The sequence below is a fragment of the Klebsiella planticola ATCC 33531 genome (assembly GCF_000735435.1).
In the GTDB taxonomy this organism is placed as follows: Bacteria; Pseudomonadota; Gammaproteobacteria; order Enterobacterales; family Enterobacteriaceae; genus Klebsiella; species Klebsiella planticola.
Genome location: NZ_JMPP01000051.1, coordinates 60,954 through 81,705, shown reverse-complemented (window position 1 = coordinate 81,705; position 20,752 = coordinate 60,954). Strand labels below are relative to the sequence as shown.

Genomic DNA, 20,752 nt, shown 5'->3' with positions numbered 1-20,752 from the left:
ACCAGGCCGCCACCCAAAGCAGCGGGATCACCAGCAGCAGGTTGGCAACCAGCACATAGATAAACCAGCTCCAGACCATATAAGAGCGTTTCAGCTCGACAGGAATGGTGTCGATCACCACGATGCTCAGCTGCGGCATCTTATCGGTTGCCGGGTAGATATTGATCGCCACCGAGTGGGTCATTTCTGAACCATCATCCTGCTGGCGAAGGGCGTCCAGCTCCTCCTGGAACTGTTGATTGTTGCGCAGCAGCATGCTGCTGCTGTCAACGTCGGACTCGATTTCGTGGAAGCCGTTGCTTTTCAGCCATTCAGGTTGAATGCGTTTTGCCAGCCAGGCGACATCGCGCTGCATCCACAGCAGTTTGCCTTTGGCATCGTATATCAACGTAACCGTTGGGCTCTGCATGTTGAGGTTTTCGGGGATATCCACGTCGATGTGGTTGTTTTCCCACCTTGCCAGCATATAGAACAGGTTGCTTTCGCCGCGCAGCAGGCGGAAGGTGGTTTTATCAAAGCTGACGCTGTAGCCCACCAGCGCCACCATGCCGTAGGCCAGCGAAAGCACCAGCACCACTGCCGCCGTCGCCAGCAGAAAACGCACGCGTAATGAAAGCGGCAAAATATGCCGCAGCGGACTTTTCATTCGCGTAGTTCAAATAAATAGCCCTGGCCGCGCACGGTCGTAATGACGTCATGCGGGTGCTGAGTCTGAATTTTTTTCCGCAGCCGCCCCATCAGTACGTCGATGGTGTGGCTTTCGCGCAGTTCAGCATCGGGGTAGAGCTGGAGCATTAATGAATCTTTGCTGACGACTTTGCCACGGTTACGAATCAGCGTTTCCATAATGGTGTATTCAAATGCGGTCAGCTTGATGGGCTGTTCGTTAATCGACAGCTCGCGGCGTGACAGGTCAACCTGGAAAGGCGGAATGGAAATAACCTGTGACGCCAGGCCGCTGTTTCGGCGCAGTAGCGCCTGCATCCGGGCAGCGACTTCTTCAATATGGAACGGTTTGGTGACGTAGTCGTCCGCACCGGCGCTCAGCACCTCGACTTTATCCTGCCAGCCTTCACGGGCGGTCAATACCAGTACCGGAACCGACACGTCATGACTGCGCCAGCGGCGAATCAGCGAGAGACCGTCTTCGTCGGGCAGGCCCAGATCGACAATGGCGATATCCGGCACGTGTTCACCCAGATAGTAATCGGCTTCCTTTGCATCTTCTGCTGCGTCCACCTGATGGCCTAATTCCTGGAGCTGAACTTTCAGGTGATGGCGCAGTAAAGCGTTATCCTCAACGACGAGCACGCGCATGCCTTTTCTCCCATTTATTTTGGTTTCGAGTAGTGTAGCGCTGAATAGATATACTGAATTTAAACGGCTGTAAATGAAAGGCTTGCGTTATAACTTCACCTGCCGTCCCCATTTTCTGGCCTGCCAGGCCGGTGGAGAGAGGGAGGTAGCGCCAGCGCCCGATATACATCCGGTACGAGAAAGGGGCATACCGTGGGCATATATTGGCAAGTTTATCTTCGTGTTTCCACTTCGACGAGCATTGTGCTGATAATTTGGTGGGTCTGGCCAGGATGATTATCCGTCAACGACCGGGCAACTAGCGAATGATCGTATATCCTTAGTGATGATTATCTCTGCATCCCCCCACACATGGAGTTCACGTATGAGACTGAATGGGTTGAAACGCGCTTCATTGATGCTAACCACATGTTTAACCTTAGTTTTCTGTTCATCAGCCCTGGCAGAAAACCCCGCCAGCAGCACGTCAGAAAAACAGGCGGAAAAAGAGCAGCTAAAAAATCCGGATCACATCATCGATGACTGCAGAGCCGTCAGCGGTGCACAAGTGAAGGAGGAGTGTAAAACTCAGGCTGAGTTAAAAAAACATGAAATGAAAAATGAGGCAAAAATGAAAAGCGGCACATCGATGGATGATGTGACGAAAAAGTGAATTAAGGCGCGTGACGGGCACGGTCATCGCCCTGACGAATTGATGGCCGGAATGATTCCCGGCCATCTGTTTCTCTGCATTCACGCACTCTCCGCCGATTCACGGAGGAAGGTGAGACAAAGCGATTACTTCAGTTCGTCAACCATGGTGGTCGCGCGACCGATGTAGTTGGCCGGCGTCATGGCTTTCAGGCGAACTTTCTCGTCTTCCGGCAGCGGCAGGCTGTCGATGAACTGTTGCATCCCTTCCGCGTCCACGCGCTTACCGCGGGTCAGCTCTTTCAGCTTCTCGTACGGTTTTTCGATGCCGTAGCGGCGCATCACGGTCTGGATCGGCTCAGCCAGCACTTCCCAGTTATGATCCAACTCGTCCAGCAGGCGATCGCCGTTCAGTTCCAGTTTGCTGACACCTTTGAGGGTCGACTGATAAGCAATCAGCGCGTAGCCGATACCGACACCGAGGTTACGCAGTACGGTTGAATCGGTCAGGTCGCGCTGCCAGCGGGAAACCGGCAGTTTGCTCGCCAGGTGCTGCATCATGGCGTTAGCCAGGCCGAGGTTACCTTCGGAGTTCTCGAAATCGATCGGATTCACTTTATGCGGCATAGTGGATGAACCGATTTCACCGGCGATCGTCTTCTGCTTGAAGTGGTTCAGCGCGATGTAGCCCCACACATCGCGATCGAAGTCGATCAGGATGGTGTTGAAGCGGGCGATGCAGTCGAACAGCTCGGCAATATAGTCATGCGGCTCAATCTGCGTGGTGTACGGGTTCCACTGGATGCCCAGCGAGGTAACAAACTCTTCACTGAACTGGTGCCAGTCCACTTCCGGATACGCCGCGATGTGGGCGTTATAGTTACCCACCGCGCCGTTGATTTTACCCAGAATCTCCACCTGGTTTAGCTGACGATACTGACGCTCCATACGGTAAGCGACGTTAGCCATCTCTTTACCCATTGTGGACGGCGTGGCCGGCTGACCGTGAGTGCGGGACAGCAGCGGTACATCGCGATACTGAACCGCCAGCTCTTTCACCGCGTCGATAAGCTTGCGCCAGTACGGCAGAACCACCTCATCGCGCGCGGTTTTCAGCATCAGCGCGTGGGAGAGGTTGTTAATGTCTTCGGAGGTGCAGGCGAAGTGGATGAATTCAGATACCGCATGCAGTTCAGCGATATCGGCCACTTTTTCCTTGAGGAAATACTCTACCGCTTTCACATCGTGGTTGGTGGTACGTTCGATGGTTTTGATGCGCTGCGCATCTTCAACGCTGAAGTCGGCAACGATTTTATCAAGGAAACCGTTTGCGTCAGCAGCAAAAGCAGGAACTTCCTTGATCGCTGCGTGCGCGGCTAACTTCTGCAGCCAACGTACTTCGACTTGTACACGGAATTTCAGCAAACCGAATTCGCTGAAGATACCGCGCAGCGCGCTGACTTTATCGCCGTAGCGTCCATCGACAGGGGAAACGGCGGTCAGTGAGGATAATTCCATAGATCACAACTCCGGGGTTAAATGAGCAAGAATTTGTTTTGCCTGGTTAACCAGACGATTACGAGAAAACATGAGCTGCATGCGCCCGCCGCCCACCTGGTGCCAGAGCACGGCGGCACGAATGCCAGCCAGCAGCGAGGCGCGGACCTTGGCCTGAACCTGCGGGCTTTGCAACACGGCGGGGGAGCCGGTCACCTGAATACGCGGGCCCAGCGGACTGATGACGTCAACGTAGATCCCCGCCATGGCGCTGAGCAGCGTTTCTGATTGCAGATCGAAATGCTCCAGCTGACGGCGCAGGCCGGCGATGCGGTTGCCAAGGGTATCCATCGCCCCTTTGCTCCCGTCAAGCTTACGCTCAAGCACCATCAGGCTTAAGGTGTAGCGGGTCAACTCAGCATTGAGACCCTGGCGGCTGCCGCTGTTGAGTACGCCAAGCAGCGTTTCCAGCCCGAGGCGAAGATTGGCTTCACTACCACCGAACACCGCCAGCGTTGAATCCGGGTTGAGATCGATGATGCTGTTCAGCGACACGTGCAGGGCATCGCTGTCGCAATGGCCCTGGTGCGCCAGCTGCTGAACCAGACGGGCGGCCTGGCAGATGCCCGCCAGCGCCAACGTGATGTCATAATAATTCTTCGCCACACCTACTCCTTGTAAACCGTCGGGGAGGGTTTTGTCTCACCGGCGGTAAAAACTGTCTGTCAGGACTGCAGCGGCAGACGCTGCTCGATCACGCCGCCGCCGAGGCACACTTCGCCAAGATAGAAGACCGCCGACTGGCCCGGCGTCACCGCCGCAACCGGTTCGTCAAAAAGTACCTCGATGCGGTCGTCATCCAGCGCTTTCACGGTGCACGGAATATCGGTCTGGCGATAGCGGGTCTTCACCGTGCAGCGCAGAGTGCCTTTAACCGGCTCGCGATCGACCCAGTGCAGCTGTTGGGCAATCAGGCCCCTGGACATCAGACGCGGGTGGTCGTGGCCTTGAGCTACGACCAGAATATTGTTTTCGACGTCTTTATCAACAACGTACCACGGGTCCTCGCTGCCTTCTTTGGTGCCGCCGATGCCGAGGCCTTTACGCTGGCCAAGGGTATGGTACATCAAACCCTGATGCTCGCCGATTTCGTCGCCGTCAACGGTGACGATTTTTCCCGGCTGAGCAGGAAGGTAGCGGCCGAGGAACTCGCGGAATTTGCGTTCGCCGATAAAGCAGATCCCGGTAGAGTCTTTTTTCTTCGCGGTGATCAGATCCAGATCCTCGGCGATCTTGCGCACCTGCGGCTTTTCCAGCTCGCCAACCGGGAACAGGCTCTGGGCAATCTGCTCATGGCTAAGGGTGTACAGGAAGTAGCTCTGATCTTTGTTGCCGTCCAGGCCGCGCAGCAGCTGGCTTTTGCCGTTGACATCGGCACGGCGCACGTAGTGACCGGTCGCAATATAGTCGGCGCCCAGATCTTCTGCTGCGAACTCCAGGAAGGCTTTAAATTTGATTTCTTTGTTGCACAGAATGTCCGGGTTCGGCGTGCGCCCGGCTTTGTATTCAGCGAGGAACAGTTCAAATACGTTGTCCCAGTACTCTGCGGCAAAGTTAACGGTATGAAGCTCAATCCCGAGCTTATCGCAGACGGCTTGCGCGTCGGCGAGGTCGGCAGCGGCGGTGCAGTATTCCTCACCATCGTCTTCCTCCCAGTTCTTCATGAACAGGCCTTCTACCTTATAACCTTGCTGAAGCAGCAACCAGGCAGAAACAGAGGAGTCGACGCCGCCGGACATGCCGACGATCACTTTTTTTTGGCTTTCTGACATTGGAATATTCACCACATTGAACTTCAAGGCGGCATATTCTAGCACGCACGAGCGGCTCAGGCACCCCCCAGGAGCGGCCAGTTAAACGCACCAATTAATGACAGCGGGTAGCGCGGGTCCTGTTGATAGCTGCGGATGCTTTCAGCAACCAGCTGGGAGCGCAGATTTGGCGCAGTCAGGATCTCATGCGCACTCAGCCACAGGCAGCGGTCGATATCGCTGTCATGCGGCTGCGTGGCGCACGTATCGTTAAGTTCGATGGCGAACAGGAAGCGTAAAAATGGCGTATTGTCCGGCGCAATCCACTGGTGCATGCGGATAAAATGCTGCGGCGTGGCGCGAATGCCGGTCTCTTCCCACAGCTCTCGCTCGGCGGCCTGCACCAGCGTTTCATCTGCTTCGAGGTGTCCTGCCGGCTGATTCCACAGCGCTTTGCCGTTGATGGTTTCCTCAACGATCAGAAATTTGTCTTTCGCGTGTACGACGCAGGCGACGGTGACGTGCGGTTTAAACATACTTCCCGTTCCTTGTGTGATTAGCCGACCTGGCGCCACTCGCCGTTGGCCAGTCCGTCGAGAGTATAGCCGCCCATGGCGTAACGAATAAGCCGCAGTGTGGGGTAACCTACGTGTGCGGTCATGCGTCGCACCTGACGGTTGCGTCCTTCATACAGGGTGATTTTCAGCCAGCTGGTGGATATGGATTTGCGTTCGCGGACCGGCGGGTTGCGGGGCCACAGCCAGGCCGGTTCAGCAACCCGCTCAATGCCAGCGGGCAGGGTAGGACCATCGTTGAGCGTGATGCCTGCGCGCAGCGCGGCCAGCGCATCTTCTGATGGCAGGCCTTCAACCTGAACGTAGTAAATTTTGCCGGTGCGTTTGCCGGGCTGAGTCAGCGTGGCCTGCAGCGCGCCATCGTTGGTCAGCACCAGCAACCCTTCGCTATCGCGGTCAAGACGACCCGCAGCGTAGACCCCGGAGACTGAAATAAAATCTTTCAGCGTGCTGCGTCCGGCTTCGTCCGTAAACTGCGGCAACACATCGTAGGGTTTATTGAACAAGATCACGCGTTTTGGCGCGTGTTCTTTGCGTTGTCTGGCGACTTGTTGTGAGCTGAATCGCTCAACGCGATGTTTTCTAAATGAAGTTTTCTGCATGGTATTTTCAGATCCTGACAATTGCCGCATTATAGCCTAATTACGAATGCCTTTCATGGACGCAAACATTCAGGTAGTATTGACATGCTCATCACAATTTTTTAACAAAAATATTGCTCAAACTGATTCGCGCTACTAGAAGGCGGCACGGACGCGAATCTCCGGTTAGCGGGATGACCCGGTGGCGGAGTGGGCGGATAAAGCCAACGCTCGGTTAGTGTGAAAAGGAAGAGCAGAACCAGAAGCGCTCGAAGGAGAGGTTAATGGAAAGCAAAGTAGTAGTTCCGGCGGAAGGTCAAAAAATCACCCTGCAAGATGGCAAACTGAATGTCCCTAACAACCCGATCATCCCGTTTATCGAGGGTGATGGTATTGGTGTTGACGTGACTCCGGCGATGCTGAAAGTGGTGGATGCCGCCGTTGAGAAAGCCTATAAAGGCGAGCGTAAAATTTCCTGGATGGAAATTTACACCGGCGAAAAATCGACCCAGGTGTATGGCCAGGACGTCTGGCTGCCTGCCGAAACTCTTGATCTGATTCGTGACTATCGTGTTGCTATCAAAGGCCCTCTGACGACGCCAGTTGGCGGCGGTATTCGTTCTCTGAACGTTGCGCTGCGCCAGGAGCTGGACCTCTACGTCTGCCTGCGCCCGGTTCGTTACTACCAGGGTACTCCGAGCCCGGTTAAACACCCTGAGCTGACCGACATGGTTATCTTCCGTGAAAACTCCGAAGACATCTATGCGGGCATCGAGTGGAAAGCGGACTCTGCTGAAGCAGAAAAAGTGATCAAATTCCTGCGTGATGAGATGGGCGTGAAGAAAATTCGCTTCCCGGAACATTGCGGTATCGGCATCAAGCCGTGCTCTGAAGAAGGTACCAAACGCCTGGTTCGCGCGGCTATGGAATACGCTATCACCAACGATCGCGATTCGCTGACCCTGGTACACAAAGGCAACATCATGAAGTTCACCGAAGGCGCGTTTAAAGACTGGGGCTACCAGCTGATTCGCGAAGAGTTCGGCGGTGAACCGATCGACGGCGGCCCGTGGCAGAAGGTTAAAAACCCGAATACCGGTAAAGAGATCATTGTCAAAGACGTGATCGCCGATGCCTTCCTGCAGCAGATCCTGCTGCGTCCGGCGGAGTATGACGTCATTGCCTGTATGAACCTGAACGGCGACTACATCTCTGATGCTCTGGCAGCTCAGGTTGGCGGTATCGGTATCGCACCGGGCGCGAACATCGGTGACGAATGTGCGCTGTTCGAAGCGACCCACGGTACAGCACCGAAATATGCTGGTCAGGATAAGGTGAACCCGGGTTCTATCATTCTGTCCGCTGAGATGATGCTGCGCCACATGCAGTGGTTCGAAGCGGCAGACCTGATCGTTAAAGGCACTGAAGGCGCTATCGCCGCCAAGACCGTGACCTATGACTTTGAACGTCTGATGGAAGGCGCTAAACTGCTGAAATGTAGCGAATTTGGCGACGCGATCATCGCGAACATGTAATCCAGCCTCTGGGTTAAACAATAACGGGAGCTTAACAGTTCCCGTTTTTTATTATTAGCTTTCGAATGGTTATCAAAATATTATCAAAACAAGTTATCAAAACCCCCACCAAAAAAATCTCATATAGCCACTTTGGTCCATCCTTTTCCACGGTCATCATGATATCTGTCCGTTTGTTGTTGAGTCTTATGCCCCAGTAAATCTTTTGTGTTTATACCCTGTGCTTTATAAAGTCGTTCGGAAAGCGATCTTTGCTCATGGAGCGCCTGGGAAAGCGCTGACGACTGGTTTTATTGAGTTACCGCGCGTAAGTTGACCAGGTTTATTGAGAGGATTTTGTAGTGGGGAAAAAACAAGAAATGCCGAACACCGGCTATGCGGTTATCAGATGCGATGGTGGGGTTATTGTAGCCCGCCTCAGGTCGTTTCCGGTATGCGAGCGTGCTTTGATGTACCGTCGCGGTGATACAGTTTCCTTTATGCCGCTCTAGCATGATGAAATCGTGGGGATTCTTTCGTTGTTTGCGCAGATGGTTGAAAAGGCTAGTCTGGTGATGGTTACCAGTTTCCGTGGGGTTCTATTAATCTCCCATTCCAACAGTGACGAATCAACACTCATTGCGCCTTGGAGAAACACCTTGGCGCAACGACCAAGAGTAAGGGAAAATATATAAATTTCTATTTTTTCAGGGAAAGAACTTTACAGTTTTAACGCCATAGATAAAGAAGGTAAATAAAAAATCATTAATAACAGTCGCTTAATGATTATCTTCTCATGATTAGGTTGTAAAATCTCACATTCATATTGATATTTTTTTTACATTTGCTATTACTTTTATTGAAAGTGCTCGCTGTAGGATTAATGCAGCTACCGTTGTATCTTCCTCGATGATACTTAGGGTGGGATTGATGAGCCAGGTAAATTCTAAAAATATGCAAATTATTGCTGCATTTACTTTTGGTGTTGTTTTTGTATCAGTTGTTTTATTTCTTGTTTTTTACACCAAAAATCTAGATGATAATAAGATGTGGGTTGTTCGTGTTGTTATGTCCTTAGCTGCGGCAGGAGTTGCTGCTGTTCTTCCAGGATTTATTGATCTACAAGGTAAACTGCCGTGGCTAAACATGACTGTAGTGAGAGCTGGAGGCGCGATGGCAGTTTTTTGTTTGGTATTTCTGTATCCTATCACAGTAAATCCCAATCCAGATAAGACTCCTTATACACCAAAAACAAATTCATTTGAAAAAGCAAAGAAATGGATTGATTTAATCAATGTTAGAGATTTTCGAAGTGCCTATAAAGAGTTGACTTTGGGAAATAAGGAACAACATAGCTTAGACTCCTTTGTTTCTGATGTGGATCCAATTGTAAAATATTTAGGTAACTCGGAGGAACTATATAAAGATTCGGATAGGTCATTTTTATCACCACCTGTTACTGGTTTTGACGTAGGCTCATATAGGTATTATAGATTTTTAGCGAAATATAGTAATGTGGCAAATATAGTAATTCTGGAGGTGATGTTAGTTGGGGAAGAAAAAACTAAAGACTGGAAAGTTTATAGTTTTTCATTTTATAAATTAAATCCTGGAGGTGTAGTGGTCCCAGTAACGTCATGATAGATTTAGGGTCAGCTTTTGCGGAGGGATAGGATAATAACAATGCCTTATAATATGGAGGAGATATGTTTAGTAAAATCTTTTTTTTAATTTTTGTAATGGTCCTACCTGTGAAAGCTGATGTCAATTTAAACATTCCTCATTTTATGCAGCAAACTCCTGTATGGTGCTGGGCGGCCGCAGCTCAACAGATTATTGCTTACAAGAATGGTCCGGGGAATATACCATCACAGTGTCAGATTGTAGAGGTTGCCAGCAAATTGAATCCAGGTGAATGTTGTCATAATAGTAACCCGATATGTTTTCATGGTGGCGATTTTAATACGGTTGCTAATATTATTTCTTATTTTGGAGGTGCGTATTCTAATTATGTGTTGCCGGCTAATCCATTAATTATTGAGTCAACACTAGCAACGGGGAGACCAATTCTTGCACAATTGGCAATGGCGGGAGGGACAACACATGTTGTTGTTATTCGTGGGATAAGGATGCTCCCTGCTCCAACACTTATTGTCAATGATCCATTAATGAATGCTCCCATGTTAGTACCATTTCTCAATCTTGCAAGTGTTTGGATGGATGGCATTGTAGTAAACTAGACTGCTTCATATGCTTAAGTTGAACCTATTATTTATTTTTGATGCTGCTATTAATAGATGACATGGTTTGCGGATTCAATATTTTGAGAGACTAAGTGTTCTACTATGAAATACAGTTGTTAGACTGTTGGTTGGTAATTTAAGAGGGTAGGCCTGAACAACCTATACCTGCTGCGCCACGGAGAGAAACCATGGCACAAACCATCACAAAACCAGAAGCAATAAAGACTGGCAGTCATAATGACAACGTTGGTCTTTCGTCATTCCAGAAATTGAACCCACGTCAGCAGGAGGTGTTTGTTCTCCTCGTTGCATTCATCAAAAAACACTGTTACCCACCTACGGCCAGGGAGCAGTCAGAACTGATTGGCGCTGCGTCCACGCACGCCGTCGCCGAACATCTTCGCGCATTGCGCAGAAAAGGGGTTATTACCATCGCTCCAAATATGTCCCGCGGTATTTCTGTAAGTATCCCTCAATCCGCGCCATTCACTTTTAGAGATCTTCCGACATATGACCCTGGCCCAAAATCAGTGCAGTGCTAAATTAAAGATCTTCGTCTTTCCGGAGACTTCGGATGAATTAAGCCGGAGTCATGTCATTTAGTGATGAATGCGTCCTCTCATGATTATATTCTCTGCGCCACTTGTCGAGTTTGTCCTGCGCATCTTCCAGCGACAGGAACCAGTGAATGTTCAGGCATTCATCCCGCAGGCTACCGTTAAATGACTCAATAAACGGGTTATCTGTTGGTTTTCCGGGGCGGGAGAAGTCCATCGCGACACCGTGTTCATACGCCCATTTATCCAGACTTTTTGAGATAAACTCGCTGCCGTTATCCGTCTGAATACGTACCGGCAGGCGCTTATCCAGTACCCGCAGCGCTTCCATTACGCTGACCACATCCTCACCCTTCAATGATTTTCCAGCATGGATCGCCAGACACTCACGACTAAAATTATCTACTACAGTCAGCGCCCGAAAACGCCGTCCGTTAAACAGATTATCCGACACGAAATCCATATTCCAGCACTGATCGATATGCGTCAGGGTCGGGCGATGATGGCGGCGTGCTGCACTGACATGCATGCGGGGGCGCTTTTTGCGCAGGTTAAGCACTTCCAGGCAATAAATCCGATGTGTTTTCTTGTGGTTAACCCGCCAGCCTTCCCGTTGCAACTGGATTTGAATACGCGGGCAACCGTATCGTATCCGGGTTCCGCTATTTCCCGGATACGCAGGGTTATCGCCCGATCGTCACGCCGACTCTGCCAGTGGTAGACCGGTCTGCTCTGCATCAGCAACCCGCATCCCCGGCGGACAGTGATACGATATGCTCCCTGCAGAAAATGCACCGCCTGGCGCTTCTGAGCCGGCCTCAGAACTTTTGCTTCAGCACCTCCTGCAGCATCTCCTTGTCCAGACTCAGATCAGCCACCAGTTTCTTCAGCCGCTGATTTTCATCTTCCAGTTGCCGCAGACGTCGCAGCTCCGTCACGCCCAGACCGGCGAATTTCTTCTTCCAGTTACAAAAAGTGGCCTCAGAAATGCCCGTCTTTCTGCAGACTTCCCCGACGCGGGTACCGGTTTCAGCCTGTTTCAGGGCAAATGCAATCTGTTCTTCGGTATAGCGGGTCTTTTTCATGGCAATAAGCCTCTCTGTGAGCAGGAGGGAAGACCGGATACTTCAGTTTAGACTGGCACTGTTTTCAGGGAGGAGATCAATAAACACTAGGGAAGACGCATCACAGGGGCTGCCCTGCAATGGTTTTGAAGTACCCTGGCAATCTGTAAGGCATATCTCTGATCAGTCGCCAGGCTATTGTGTTAGGCTAAATTACTATTTTCAGGCGGTTAAAATGACCATTCCTGCTAAACCGGCCTGAAACGATAGCCAACCCAGGGAACCGTAGACCTGATGCTAAAAATGACAATGTTGGTTGAAAACCATCTCTCCCCGCGGGCCGTGCCCGGTATGCAACCCCGCGCGGGGCTCTGTATTCTGCTGGATGACGGAGACAGCCGGATACTGTTTGATACCGGCCCGGATGAAACATTTATCCGCAACGCCCGGCTGATGAATGAACCTTTGTCGAATCTGAGCGCGGTGGTGCTATCGCACGGCCACTATGACCATATCGGCGGCGTCAACTGGCTCAATTCAGGTACCAGGATTATCTGTCATCCTGACGTTGTACGGGAAAGATATGCCTGTGTACGAGTCCCCGGTAAGGCAATACCGGTCAAAAAGCTTACACGGCACCTTAATTTCACCGGCGAAAATGTGCTGTTCAGTAAAGGCCCGCACGCAGTGGGAAAACGCTTTACCTGGACAGGTGAAATTCCCGTCGAAAAGCCCGTTGCATATGGTGTTACCGATGTCCGTACCGGAGCACTTGATTATGTGCCTGATGAAGGGGCCCTTATCTGGCGCTCCTCCCGTGGCCTGGTCATTATTACCGGATGCGGTCACCGCGGGCTGGAGAACACGATTCGCCATTGCCGGAATATTACGCGGGAAGAGAATATTTATGCCGTTATCGGCGGACTGCACCTGCGTACCGCGTCGCCATTAAAACTGATCAATCTTATGAAGTTTCTCAGGGAAATAAAGCCTGAAAAAATCATGGGATGCCACTGCACGGGACGATGGGGCAGACTGTGGCTTAAGGATAAATATCGCCTTTCCTGCGGGGATACACTCTTTTTTGACGCATAGCACCTTTCTGTCTTGCCGGTCATCCCGGCACATCTGTCTACGGGAGGGAGCATCTGTGTATCAAATCAGCAGCCCTGTTAAACACGCGTAATGCTCACCTCATGCTTGCGCAAGTGGCGCCTCTCCTACACTGAAACTGACCGCCAGCCGAATATGTTGCATTTGGGCGGCGTGAGCGGATTTAAGAACCGTCTTCAGCACTCCGCGACGCTGTCGCGCGTTCTTTCCTGACAGCATGACCATACTGCCAGGTGGATACCAGACATATCAGTAAAACAGGTAACATCATCAGGCCCAGCAGTTTCCAGCCCAGCAATGCCAGCATCACCCCCGCCCCTGATGTGGCGATCGCGGAGAAAATAAAGCGGCTGGTTTCGGCCAGACCCTGCGCTTTTTTTCGCTCATGATCACGATAAGAGAGACTAAGCAGCGTAGAACCGCCCACAAACATAAAATTCCATCCGACCCCCACCAGAAGCAGACTTAAGCCGTAAGCCAGCATCGTTTCCCCGGTCAGGTTAACCATGATGGCTGACATGTTGAGAGCGATCCCGGCATATAACAGCACGGTGATCCCCACTTTTCGTATCAGGAGACCGGTAAACAGTGAAGGGACATACATTCCCAGCAGATGCAGCTGAATGACCAGGGCGCCATCATTCATTGAATGGTGGTGCGTAACGGAGAGAGGGGCCGCCGTCATGAGAAAAAGCATCACCAACGAGCCAACGACCAGGTGAAACCAGGCAGTACGATAATCCGGACGTTTCATTAGCTCCCGGCTGGTCGGTGACCGTACCGGGGGAGCCGCGGTGTCCGGAGCAGAGGGATATTTTTTTGATCGGCCGAAGAACAGCGCCAGATTAAGTGCCGACATAATACCCAGTGCCGCCACCACGAGATAAACACCGGCAAAGCGAGGTAGCCCGGGAACATCCCGTGCAATAATCGTCAACAGTGGCCCGAGGATTGCCGCCACAACACCGCCAATCATGACCAGAGAGATAGACTGCCCCTTCACTTCCGGCGGGGTGTGATCGGCGGCAACCAGGCGATAGTACTGGCTGAAGGCCTGATAGACCCCCACAAGAAAGCAGCCGGTGCAAAAAAGTAAAAAACTGCCCTTCAGCACAGCGAGAAAAGACAATAATCCGCCCGCTGTACCGCATACAGACCCCAGTATAAACGCGAGTTTTTCGTTTCCCCGCCCGATCATGCCGGCAGCAAACAGACTCGAGAACGCGCCGGCAACAGTGATGAGCGCAAATGGAACGGTGGCCAGTTCATCAGACGGGGCCAGCTGATAACCCACCAGGGTGGCAATGGTCAGGTCAACAGAGACAGCACAGGTAAAAAACAGATTACTGACCGCAAGGATAGCGGGTATACGGCCTGGTATGTATCGCATGATGCCCTCCTGGAGGGATGAACTTAACGGAAGTCAAGCGGCGGCTCCTGAGCCTAAGTCTCATGGAGTGAACCGGGAAGAACAAAGAGAAGCGGTTGCAGGCGGGCGTCTTTCTCAACGCGAAGCTCCTTGTATACATTTTTAAGATTCCATTCGTCATTCGTTCACTCAGGACGCTATATGTATTGCCTCTCCATGACGTGAGTAATAAATAAAGCAAAAAAGGTGCCATAAAAAAAGGGGGGGACCTGTTATTCATGGCGCTTCTGCACCGTCCGCAAGCAAAGTTATCATTCTCTGGTGCAATGAGCTTAATTACATAATGTTATTATTAATTATAAAATAGATAAATTGTTTACTGATGTCGGTTTTAAATTTAAAAAAAGTCATTGAGAGCGTGTGGCGGCCATGCCATAAAGTTCAGCAGTAATAAAATGTATCCGAAGCCAACCGGTTTCGCGGTCATTTTCGTTGCCATGCGTTCCAGTCTCAGCCTACACGGTATGTCCAGTAAGGCCTTGAATGAGGATGGTAAAATACTGCGGGAGATCGTGTTGATCTCCACCGCATTTAAGCACGAAAAATGCCGGATGTTTACGAGCATCCTGAAAGCGGTTCTCAAATCGGCAGCGGCAGAACGCTGTGCCTGCAGCGCCATGACCTCATTGCTGGCGCGATCGCGACTGCGCGGGCCGCAAAGAAAAATTCAGAATATCCTCCTGCAATAACGGTCTGCCAGGCTTAAATGCAGCGATTTTTTCGGAGGTTGCAATAATCAATAACATAAAATATGAGAATGAACCCCGGGTCATTTATCATGCCTGGTCCACAGAGAGACTTAATTGTCACTTCTTGTGCTTGAAATATCATCAAATGGTGCAAAATTTGAATGATGTTAATTTTAATTAATTGATATATAAGGTTTTAATGAAATTTGATGACAAAAATAAAATGTTACTATAGAGTAAATTTTAGTATATTAATTGCCGTGTTTTTATCATGAATACGGCTGAAAAAGAGGGTCTGGCGCCGGTGGGAAATTTACGCTGCCAGTGAGTGCCTGTCAGATAGCACCTTATTTGTCGACTCATCATATCGGGATAATTCCCGCTGATCTTACCGGGGGGCAGAGGCGCCCCTGCACCTGACAGGATATCCCCTCATGCAACAGATCGCTTTTTATATTCTTATTGCCAGCCTGACCATCGCCAGCCCCGGTCCGGGCGTTTTATTCACCCTGACGAACACCCTGAACTATAACTTGCGTCATGCCATGGCCGGGATCATCGGTGTGGCCGCAGGAATGGGGGTGATATCGATCGTCGCGGCCAGCAGTGTCGGGGTGATCATTACCACGTCCCGGTTGGCCCTGCTGGCAGTGAAAATCATCGGAGCCGCTTACCTGATTTATCTCGGGAGCAAATTATTTCGTTCACTACCCCGTGCGATGAATAATAACGCGGCCATACCGGGAACCGATGTCGCGCCATCCGCCAGTCAAAGCTTTCGCCAGGGTCTGCTGATTTCTCTGCTGAATCCCAAACCCATCGTCTTCTTTATGGCGCTGTTCCCGCAGTTCATTAACCCGCAGCAGCCGTTTGTCCCCCAGTTTTCGATACTATCGGGTATTTTTTGTCTTTTGGTGATCGTCATCCACACGCTTTACGGGCTTTTCGCACACTCCGTAAAGATGAAGATGTCTTCCGGTAATCTCTTCAGTAAACTCAATAAAACCGGCGGAGTGCTGTTCATGTGTTTTGCTGCAGGCCTCATCATTTCCGCCCTGCAGCCTTATATTTGAACCTATGTTCCCTTATTCCCCCATGGAGTCGTTAAAATGGATATTTTTGTTTGCTATCGCTAATTACTCTGGGCATCAATCTTCTTGACCCCCTCAGATTGCATATCCCGGCTTTGTGGGGTGAGTGGGCTGGACTCATCATGATAAACCGTGGTTACCGGGCGATAACGTTCCCGAACATATCCCGCTGACCCTGGCCGTATGCCGTGACGCTGGAACTTATTAAACCGGGTACAGCGACGCAGAATGTGACGCCGGAAGAGCACCGGCTGATAACCAGGAAAGCGCAACTATCAAAAAGGGCATGAAGCTAAAACAGGTGTAGTGGCAATACCGGCTCAGGTATTTGCTATCATCCCCACATGGACACGTGAAGGTTGTCTATGAAGGCAAAACAGCAGCAATGAAAATCCTGTCAGAAGGGAAGCCCATAGTAGGTTGCGCCGGCTACGTAAGATACTTTTCCTGCGGGAAATTGACGGCGGGTCGCCAGGATGTTCTGAAATACAGGTGAAAAATGTTTCAAAAAAAACCGTTTCTCCTCTCCCTGCTTATCGCTCTCTATTCAGGGGGAGTTATCCTGACAACTTTTCTTCTCCTTGGCGGTATCTATTTCTTTCAAAAGAAAGAAATAGAAGATTCTCTCCTTGAGAGCAACCTGGCCTACGCGATGAAAATTGCTGATACGACAGACCGGTATCTGGCCATGGCCCAACGTGAATTAGCCTGGACAGCTTCTGAATTACATAGCACCGATGCATCCGTGGCCAGGTATGAGGTAGAGCGTCTGCGACTCCGGTCAGCCGTATTTAACTCTGTTGGGGTTGTTGACGCTAAGGCTGCGATTATTGCCACTTCACCTTACCTGCCCGCACTGACCGGCGTCAGAGTACATTCCGCAGCAAGCCAAAATGCTCTGGCTGTTCAAAAGCCGCTGATTTCTGGTCCATTCACGTCGATTGCCGGAAATGACATGATAATGCTCTCGCATCCACTCCGTTCGCCGGATGGCCACTATCTGGGCTATCTCGGCGGAAGTATTTATCTGAAAAAACAGAGTATGCTCAGTGATATTATTAGCCTTCATTTTTATAAAGATAATGTATCTGTAACTATTGTCGATCGCGATGGCAAAGTTATATTCAATACTGCTCCCACGATGACCAGGTCGCCCGTCAATCTCACGCCACAATTGAAAACGTATATGAGCAACAACTTAAACGGTTCTTTTGCCGGACGAGATTATTTGGTTGGCTATGCGGGTCTTAAGAAATCTAACTGGAATATTATTGTGTCGACGCCGTCAGAGGTTGTCACCAGTATGTTGTTCAATACGGTGAAGAAAATTTCCGGACTGGTGCTGGCTATCCTGTTCTTTATTACGACAGGGGTGGCTTTTCTGTCGTCACGTATCGCAAAACCACTGGAGCAGCTTGCGCGGCTGGTTCAGACCAATGACAGTCTCACGTCGCCAGAGAAACTCTCTTCCATCAGGGCCTGGTACCAGGAAGCTTATTTACTCAGAGAGGCGATGGAAAAACGTTTTCGTTTAGTCTCTGCCCAATTTGCAGCGCTCAGTGATGAGGCGATGACAGATCCTTTGACGGGTTTGTATAACCGGCGTGGTTTCTATGAGCAATTAACTTATATCAAGAACCTGAAAAATCAGTGCGCGATTGCAGTAGATATCGATCATTTTAAAGCTATTAACGATCGGTTCGGACACAGTACGGGGGATGACGTGCTGGTTCATACGGCGGATTTACTCAGACTGACATGCCGAAAAGAGGATGTTATCAGCCGCTTTGGTGGAGAGGAGTTCGTTATCCTTTTGACGGAAACCACGCTCGCCGGGTCTGCTGCGATAGCCGAGCGGATCCGCCAGGTCATATCGGCTACCGAGTTCTCTGAGGCAGGGCACCTTACGGTCTCGATCGGTGTCGCGGGGCTAAAAGATTATGAGGGTGACTACGAGCGACTCCTCATGGCAGCTGATTCCGCGTTATATCAGGCTAAACGACAAGGACGAAATAGAGTCGTGGTCAGTGGGCATAGCCAATAGCCATGATGGTCAGAAGTGAATGCGCTCAAATTGTGAATGTTCGGTTTTGCTTTATGAACAGAGGCTTGCCGGCCCGGATTTTACCAAAAGTGGTTCTCAGACAATAAAATGTGCGATTTTCCCAACGGCACATTACCAGATTGCTATCTGGCAGACTGGACAAGGAAATCCAGATATCTACGTTCTCAATTTTCAGCCGCTTTGTCGGCTGAAAGGTTCGCAGGTAAGACTAATCTGCGGATTCTGCTATTGTAAAGAATTAAGATGTGGAACAACTACCGGTAGGAGATAACCGATACGGCGGATACGAGCAGCTGTTGCTGAACTGCTCGAGTAATTCTTGCCTGGTCATCAACCAGTGTATTATTTTGCCGCTTTGTTTTTTATATCTGTCGGAATTTTTTCCGGACTGACAACCAACCACACAGAAATACACACTATTAACGCACCGATAATAAACCCTTCATTAATGGTTTCACCCAGCGCCAGATAGCTCCACAGCACCGCAAATGGTGGGATCAGAAAGGTGACAGTCAGTGAGCGCAGTGGACCAATATCAGCGATCAGGCGGAAATACAAAATATAAGCAAAAGCAGTACAAACTATCCCGACGGCGAGAATGCTCGCCCATACATCTCCCTGCAGCCAGTGAACTGACGGCCCGGTTGTGGTACTCCAGATAAAAAAAGGCAGTAAAAATAAAGTCGCGCCGATCTGGCTGCCGAAGGCGACAGTCTTTGGATCCAGCCCACCTTTATTTGAGATCCAGAGACGGGTGAGAAAACCAGCTATACCATAGCATGCAGTAGCCACAAGGCATGCCACAACGCCAGCGATAGTTTCATTCGTAGAACGAGACTCTCCGACGCTGGTGATGACTATTATCCCGACCAACCCAAGTAACACACCACCCCATTTTCGTGTTGTCAGTTTTTCACTGAAGAAAGTAAATCCAAGCAATGCTCCCATTAATGGTGTAGTTGCGTTGAGAATAGCTGAATATCCGGCTGGCAACCATCTTGCAGCAAGACAATACATTAAGAAAGGCAAGCCAGAATTAATTACCCCTAAAATAATAGATGATTTGAACTTATCTTCAAAATTAAATGAAGATTTAAGGGTGAATAAAATAACTGCAAGCCCGCTAAAGCCAAAAAAAACACGTAAAAAAGCAGTGTTTATCGCACCAAATTCAGGTGCGGCAATTCGCATGAACAAAAAACTAGCTCCCCAAATGGCGGCAAGAAGTAATAATCGGATATAATCGGCCACACGCATTTTAACTCCTCTTTCTATTAAAATAAAAATGTCGTATATAATCTTGGTTAATAAAACTTAAACATAAAAAACTTTAAAGGCATGTCAGCAAACACACAAACAAGTTTTTCTTTTATAATTCAGTTTAACTAATGCATAGGTTCAGGCAGATTATGAAACTTCCTCCTTTACATGCACTTATGTGCTTTGAGTCGGCCGCCAGGCATTTAAGCATGAAAAAAGCGGCCGAAGAATTGTGCGTCACCGCTAGTGCGGTCAGCCAGCAGATTGCAAAACTGGAAGGCATGATACACATACGTCTTTTTATCCGGAGTCCACGAAGTCTTGAACTGACCGATGAAGCCCGGATCTATCTGCGTGCAATCCGCCCGGCGTTCAGTCAGATAGCAGAAGCGACGCAGCGGCTGATGAATGAAGGGAAGTCGAATAAAATTACCATCAGTTGCACCAGCGGTTTTGCGATCCAGTGGTTGCTGCCGCGACTACCAGAATTTGAAAAGGAGAACCCCGGGGTGGAGGTGCAAATCAGCACCACTAACCGGCGGGTTGATTTATTGTCAGAAGGGATCGACTTTGCCGTCAGACACGGCACCGGCTATTATCCCGGTCTGGAATCGGAATGTCTTCTGAACGACCGGCTGAGGCCCGTATGCAGCCCAAGTCTTGTCCCTCAGGAGCAACCACTCTCTTCGCCGTTTGATATCACCCGGTATACTCTGTTGCATGATGAACACCGGATGGACTGGGCTCTCTGGTTTAATGCAGTGGGTATTGCTGGCGCCGATACCGATAAAGGTCCCGTTTTTGTCGATTCGAATGGCGTACTGGAGGCGGCGCTAGCAGGGAAAGGTATAGCCCTTATCCGTGACGAGCTGATCCGGGAAGAACTGAAAAACGGGACGCTTATCAATCCGCTGCGGATGGCCATTGATTCACCGATAGCGTACTACCTGGTGTATCACGAATCGGCCACTTTACAGCGAATAAGCCGACGGTTTCGGGACTGGCTCTCGGCCACTGCAGCTGCTAACAAAAATGAATACCCCACTTGAACTGCCTTCAGAAAGAGAACACCGACAGGAGTTCTCTGTTTTAGTTTAGCAAACTAAACTATCGTTTAATTTATATCAGTTGTGCGATCCCGCCCTCTAATTAGATTTTCTCCTGAGTTTACTTTTTCTAACTCATAAGCCCAGATGATTATTTTCAGTCATCCTGAAGAAATACCATGGTAGATTTTCAAATATTTCGCGCGATGTGTCGGGATAAGTTATTACACATATGTGAACTTGATAGTTCAGGTCTTCTGTCAGTTATTG

At 50.0% G+C, this 20,752-nt stretch carries 18 protein-coding genes and 2 pseudogenes; 9 read left to right on the top strand and 11 right to left on the bottom strand.

Annotated features, from left to right (window positions below):
• A partial coding sequence (locus tag GRPL_RS05970) for a sensor histidine kinase (protein ID WP_032700277.1) occupies positions 1 to 646 on the bottom strand: 646 nt, incomplete at its 3' end.
• Positions 643 to 1,317 (bottom strand): two-component system response regulator PhoP, encoded by a 675-nt coding sequence (gene phoP / locus GRPL_RS05975; RefSeq protein ID WP_032688316.1) that lies wholly within the window; start codon positions 1,315 to 1,317, stop codon positions 643 to 645. The genes GRPL_RS05970 and phoP, both read right to left, overlap by 4 nt.
• A 364-nt stretch (positions 1,318 to 1,681) precedes the next feature.
• Here phoP and GRPL_RS05980 point away from each other — a divergent pair, with 364 nt between their 5' ends.
• The gene (locus GRPL_RS05980; protein ID WP_032700275.1) at positions 1,682 to 1,969 is read left to right on the top strand and encodes a hypothetical protein; all 288 of its coding nucleotides are present in this window, start codon (positions 1,682 to 1,684) and stop codon (positions 1,967 to 1,969) included.
• 125 nt (positions 1,970 to 2,094) lie between these two features.
• Here the strand turns inward: GRPL_RS05980 and purB are convergent, their stop codons facing one another.
• From purB to rluE, 5 genes are read right to left on the bottom strand one after another with little or no spacing between them, the layout of a single operon-like run.
• On the bottom strand, positions 2,095 to 3,465 hold the full coding sequence (gene purB / locus GRPL_RS05985; RefSeq protein WP_032688314.1) for an adenylosuccinate lyase: 1,371 nt from the start codon (positions 3,463 to 3,465) through the stop codon (positions 2,095 to 2,097).
• Between the two features lie 3 nt (positions 3,466 to 3,468).
• On the bottom strand, positions 3,469 to 4,110 hold the full coding sequence (hflD, locus tag GRPL_RS05990; RefSeq protein WP_004860640.1) for a high frequency lysogenization protein HflD: 642 nt from the start codon (positions 4,108 to 4,110) through the stop codon (positions 3,469 to 3,471).
• 59 nt (positions 4,111 to 4,169) lie between these two features.
• Positions 4,170 to 5,276, bottom strand: coding sequence for a tRNA 2-thiouridine(34) synthase MnmA (gene mnmA / locus GRPL_RS05995; RefSeq protein WP_032688313.1), 1,107 nt, complete (start codon positions 5,274 to 5,276; stop codon positions 4,170 to 4,172).
• Between the two features lie 56 nt (positions 5,277 to 5,332).
• A complete protein-coding gene (locus GRPL_RS06000) occupies positions 5,333 to 5,791 on the bottom strand; it encodes an NUDIX hydrolase (protein ID WP_032688312.1) in 459 nt (152 codons plus the stop codon).
• Between the two features lie 20 nt (positions 5,792 to 5,811).
• Positions 5,812 to 6,462 carry a 23S rRNA pseudouridine(2457) synthase RluE gene (gene rluE / locus GRPL_RS06005; protein WP_032700273.1) on the bottom strand — a complete coding sequence of 217 codons (651 nt, stop codon included), beginning with the start codon at positions 6,460 to 6,462 and terminating at the stop codon, positions 5,812 to 5,814.
• Between the two features lie 233 nt (positions 6,463 to 6,695).
• On the opposite strand from rluE, the gene icd reads away from it, so the two are divergent.
• Positions 6,696 to 7,946 carry an NADP-dependent isocitrate dehydrogenase gene (gene icd / locus GRPL_RS06010; protein WP_032695751.1) on the top strand — a complete coding sequence of 417 codons (1,251 nt, stop codon included), beginning with the start codon at positions 6,696 to 6,698 and terminating at the stop codon, positions 7,944 to 7,946.
• A gap of 119 nt (positions 7,947 to 8,065) precedes the next feature.
• On the opposite strand, the pseudogene GRPL_RS27600 reads toward icd, so the two are convergent.
• Positions 8,066 to 8,206: pseudogene (locus GRPL_RS27600) on the bottom strand (integrase); the annotation flags it as partial.
• Between the two features lie 649 nt (positions 8,207 to 8,855).
• Between GRPL_RS27600 and GRPL_RS27870 the strand changes: the two are divergent.
• From GRPL_RS27870 to GRPL_RS0125880, 3 genes are all read left to right on the top strand, one after another.
• The gene (locus GRPL_RS27870; protein WP_155274641.1) at positions 8,856 to 9,566 is read left to right on the top strand and encodes a hypothetical protein; all 711 of its coding nucleotides are present in this window, start codon (positions 8,856 to 8,858) and stop codon (positions 9,564 to 9,566) included.
• Positions 9,567 to 9,631: 65 nt separating this feature from the next.
• A complete protein-coding gene (locus GRPL_RS27105) occupies positions 9,632 to 10,165 on the top strand; it encodes a papain-like cysteine protease family protein (protein WP_072010695.1) in 534 nt (177 codons plus the stop codon).
• 191 nt (positions 10,166 to 10,356) lie between these two features.
• The gene (locus GRPL_RS0125880; protein WP_032700272.1) at positions 10,357 to 10,710 is read left to right on the top strand and encodes a LexA family protein; all 354 of its coding nucleotides are present in this window, start codon (positions 10,357 to 10,359) and stop codon (positions 10,708 to 10,710) included.
• 37 nt (positions 10,711 to 10,747) lie between these two features.
• Here GRPL_RS0125880 and GRPL_RS0125875 read toward each other — a convergent pair.
• Positions 10,748 to 11,810: pseudogene (locus GRPL_RS0125875) on the bottom strand (IS3 family transposase).
• 270 nt (positions 11,811 to 12,080) lie between these two features.
• Between GRPL_RS0125875 and GRPL_RS06020 the strand changes: the two are divergent.
• On the top strand, positions 12,081 to 12,884 hold the full coding sequence (locus tag GRPL_RS06020; protein WP_032700269.1) for an MBL fold metallo-hydrolase: 804 nt from the start codon (positions 12,081 to 12,083) through the stop codon (positions 12,882 to 12,884).
• A gap of 181 nt (positions 12,885 to 13,065) precedes the next feature.
• Here GRPL_RS06020 and GRPL_RS06025 read toward each other — a convergent pair whose 3' ends face one another.
• On the bottom strand, positions 13,066 to 14,292 hold the full coding sequence (locus tag GRPL_RS06025) for an MFS transporter (RefSeq protein WP_032700267.1): 1,227 nt from the start codon (positions 14,290 to 14,292) through the stop codon (positions 13,066 to 13,068).
• Positions 14,293 to 15,454: 1,162 nt separating this feature from the next.
• Here GRPL_RS06025 and GRPL_RS06035 point away from each other — a divergent pair.
• Positions 15,455 to 16,093: a LysE family translocator gene (locus GRPL_RS06035; protein ID WP_032700264.1), complete on the top strand. Its 639-nt coding sequence runs from the start codon at positions 15,455 to 15,457 to the stop codon at positions 16,091 to 16,093.
• A 517-nt stretch (positions 16,094 to 16,610) separates the two neighbouring features.
• Positions 16,611 to 18,155 (top strand): sensor domain-containing diguanylate cyclase, encoded by a 1,545-nt coding sequence (locus GRPL_RS06040; protein WP_032700262.1) that lies wholly within the window; start codon positions 16,611 to 16,613, stop codon positions 18,153 to 18,155.
• 363 nt (positions 18,156 to 18,518) lie between these two features.
• Here GRPL_RS06040 and GRPL_RS06045 read toward each other — a convergent pair whose 3' ends face one another.
• Positions 18,519 to 19,433, bottom strand: coding sequence for a DMT family transporter (locus GRPL_RS06045; protein WP_032700260.1), 915 nt, complete (start codon positions 19,431 to 19,433; stop codon positions 18,519 to 18,521).
• Between the two features lie 152 nt (positions 19,434 to 19,585).
• On the opposite strand from GRPL_RS06045, the gene gcvA reads away from it, so the two are divergent.
• Positions 19,586 to 20,485: a transcriptional regulator GcvA gene (gene gcvA, locus GRPL_RS06050; protein WP_032700258.1), complete on the top strand. Its 900-nt coding sequence runs from the start codon at positions 19,586 to 19,588 to the stop codon at positions 20,483 to 20,485.
• Positions 20,486 to 20,752: the final 267 nt, after the last annotated feature.

Excerpts from the sequence above, each read along its gene's own strand:
- phoP (WP_032688316.1), bottom strand. The coding sequence starts at position 1,317 with ATGCGCGTGCTCGTCGTTGAGGATAACGCTTTACTGCGCCATCACCTG.
- GRPL_RS05980 (WP_032700275.1), top strand. The coding sequence starts at position 1,682 with ATGAGACTGAATGGGTTGAAACGCGCTTCATTGATGCTAACCACATGT.
- purB (WP_032688314.1), bottom strand. The coding sequence starts at position 3,465 with ATGGAATTATCCTCACTGACCGCCGTTTCCCCTGTCGATGGACGCTAC.
- mnmA (WP_032688313.1), bottom strand. The coding sequence starts at position 5,276 with ATGTCAGAAAGCCAAAAAAAAGTGATCGTCGGCATGTCCGGCGGCGTC.
- GRPL_RS06000 (WP_032688312.1), bottom strand. The coding sequence starts at position 5,791 with ATGTTTAAACCGCACGTCACCGTCGCCTGCGTCGTACACGCGAAAGAC.
- rluE (WP_032700273.1), bottom strand. The coding sequence starts at position 6,462 with ATGCGGCAATTGTCAGGATCTGAAAATACCATGCAGAAAACTTCATTT.
- icd (WP_032695751.1), top strand. The coding sequence starts at position 6,696 with ATGGAAAGCAAAGTAGTAGTTCCGGCGGAAGGTCAAAAAATCACCCTG.
- GRPL_RS27870 (WP_155274641.1), top strand. The coding sequence starts at position 8,856 with ATGAGCCAGGTAAATTCTAAAAATATGCAAATTATTGCTGCATTTACT.
- GRPL_RS27105 (WP_072010695.1), top strand. The coding sequence starts at position 9,632 with ATGTTTAGTAAAATCTTTTTTTTAATTTTTGTAATGGTCCTACCTGTG.
- GRPL_RS0125880 (WP_032700272.1), top strand. The coding sequence starts at position 10,357 with ATGGCACAAACCATCACAAAACCAGAAGCAATAAAGACTGGCAGTCAT.
- GRPL_RS06025 (WP_032700267.1), bottom strand. The coding sequence starts at position 14,292 with ATGCGATACATACCAGGCCGTATACCCGCTATCCTTGCGGTCAGTAAT.
- GRPL_RS06035 (WP_032700264.1), top strand. The coding sequence starts at position 15,455 with ATGCAACAGATCGCTTTTTATATTCTTATTGCCAGCCTGACCATCGCC.
- GRPL_RS06040 (WP_032700262.1), top strand. The coding sequence starts at position 16,611 with ATGTTTCAAAAAAAACCGTTTCTCCTCTCCCTGCTTATCGCTCTCTAT.
- GRPL_RS06045 (WP_032700260.1), bottom strand. The coding sequence starts at position 19,433 with ATGCGTGTGGCCGATTATATCCGATTATTACTTCTTGCCGCCATTTGG.
- gcvA (WP_032700258.1), top strand. The coding sequence starts at position 19,586 with ATGAAACTTCCTCCTTTACATGCACTTATGTGCTTTGAGTCGGCCGCC.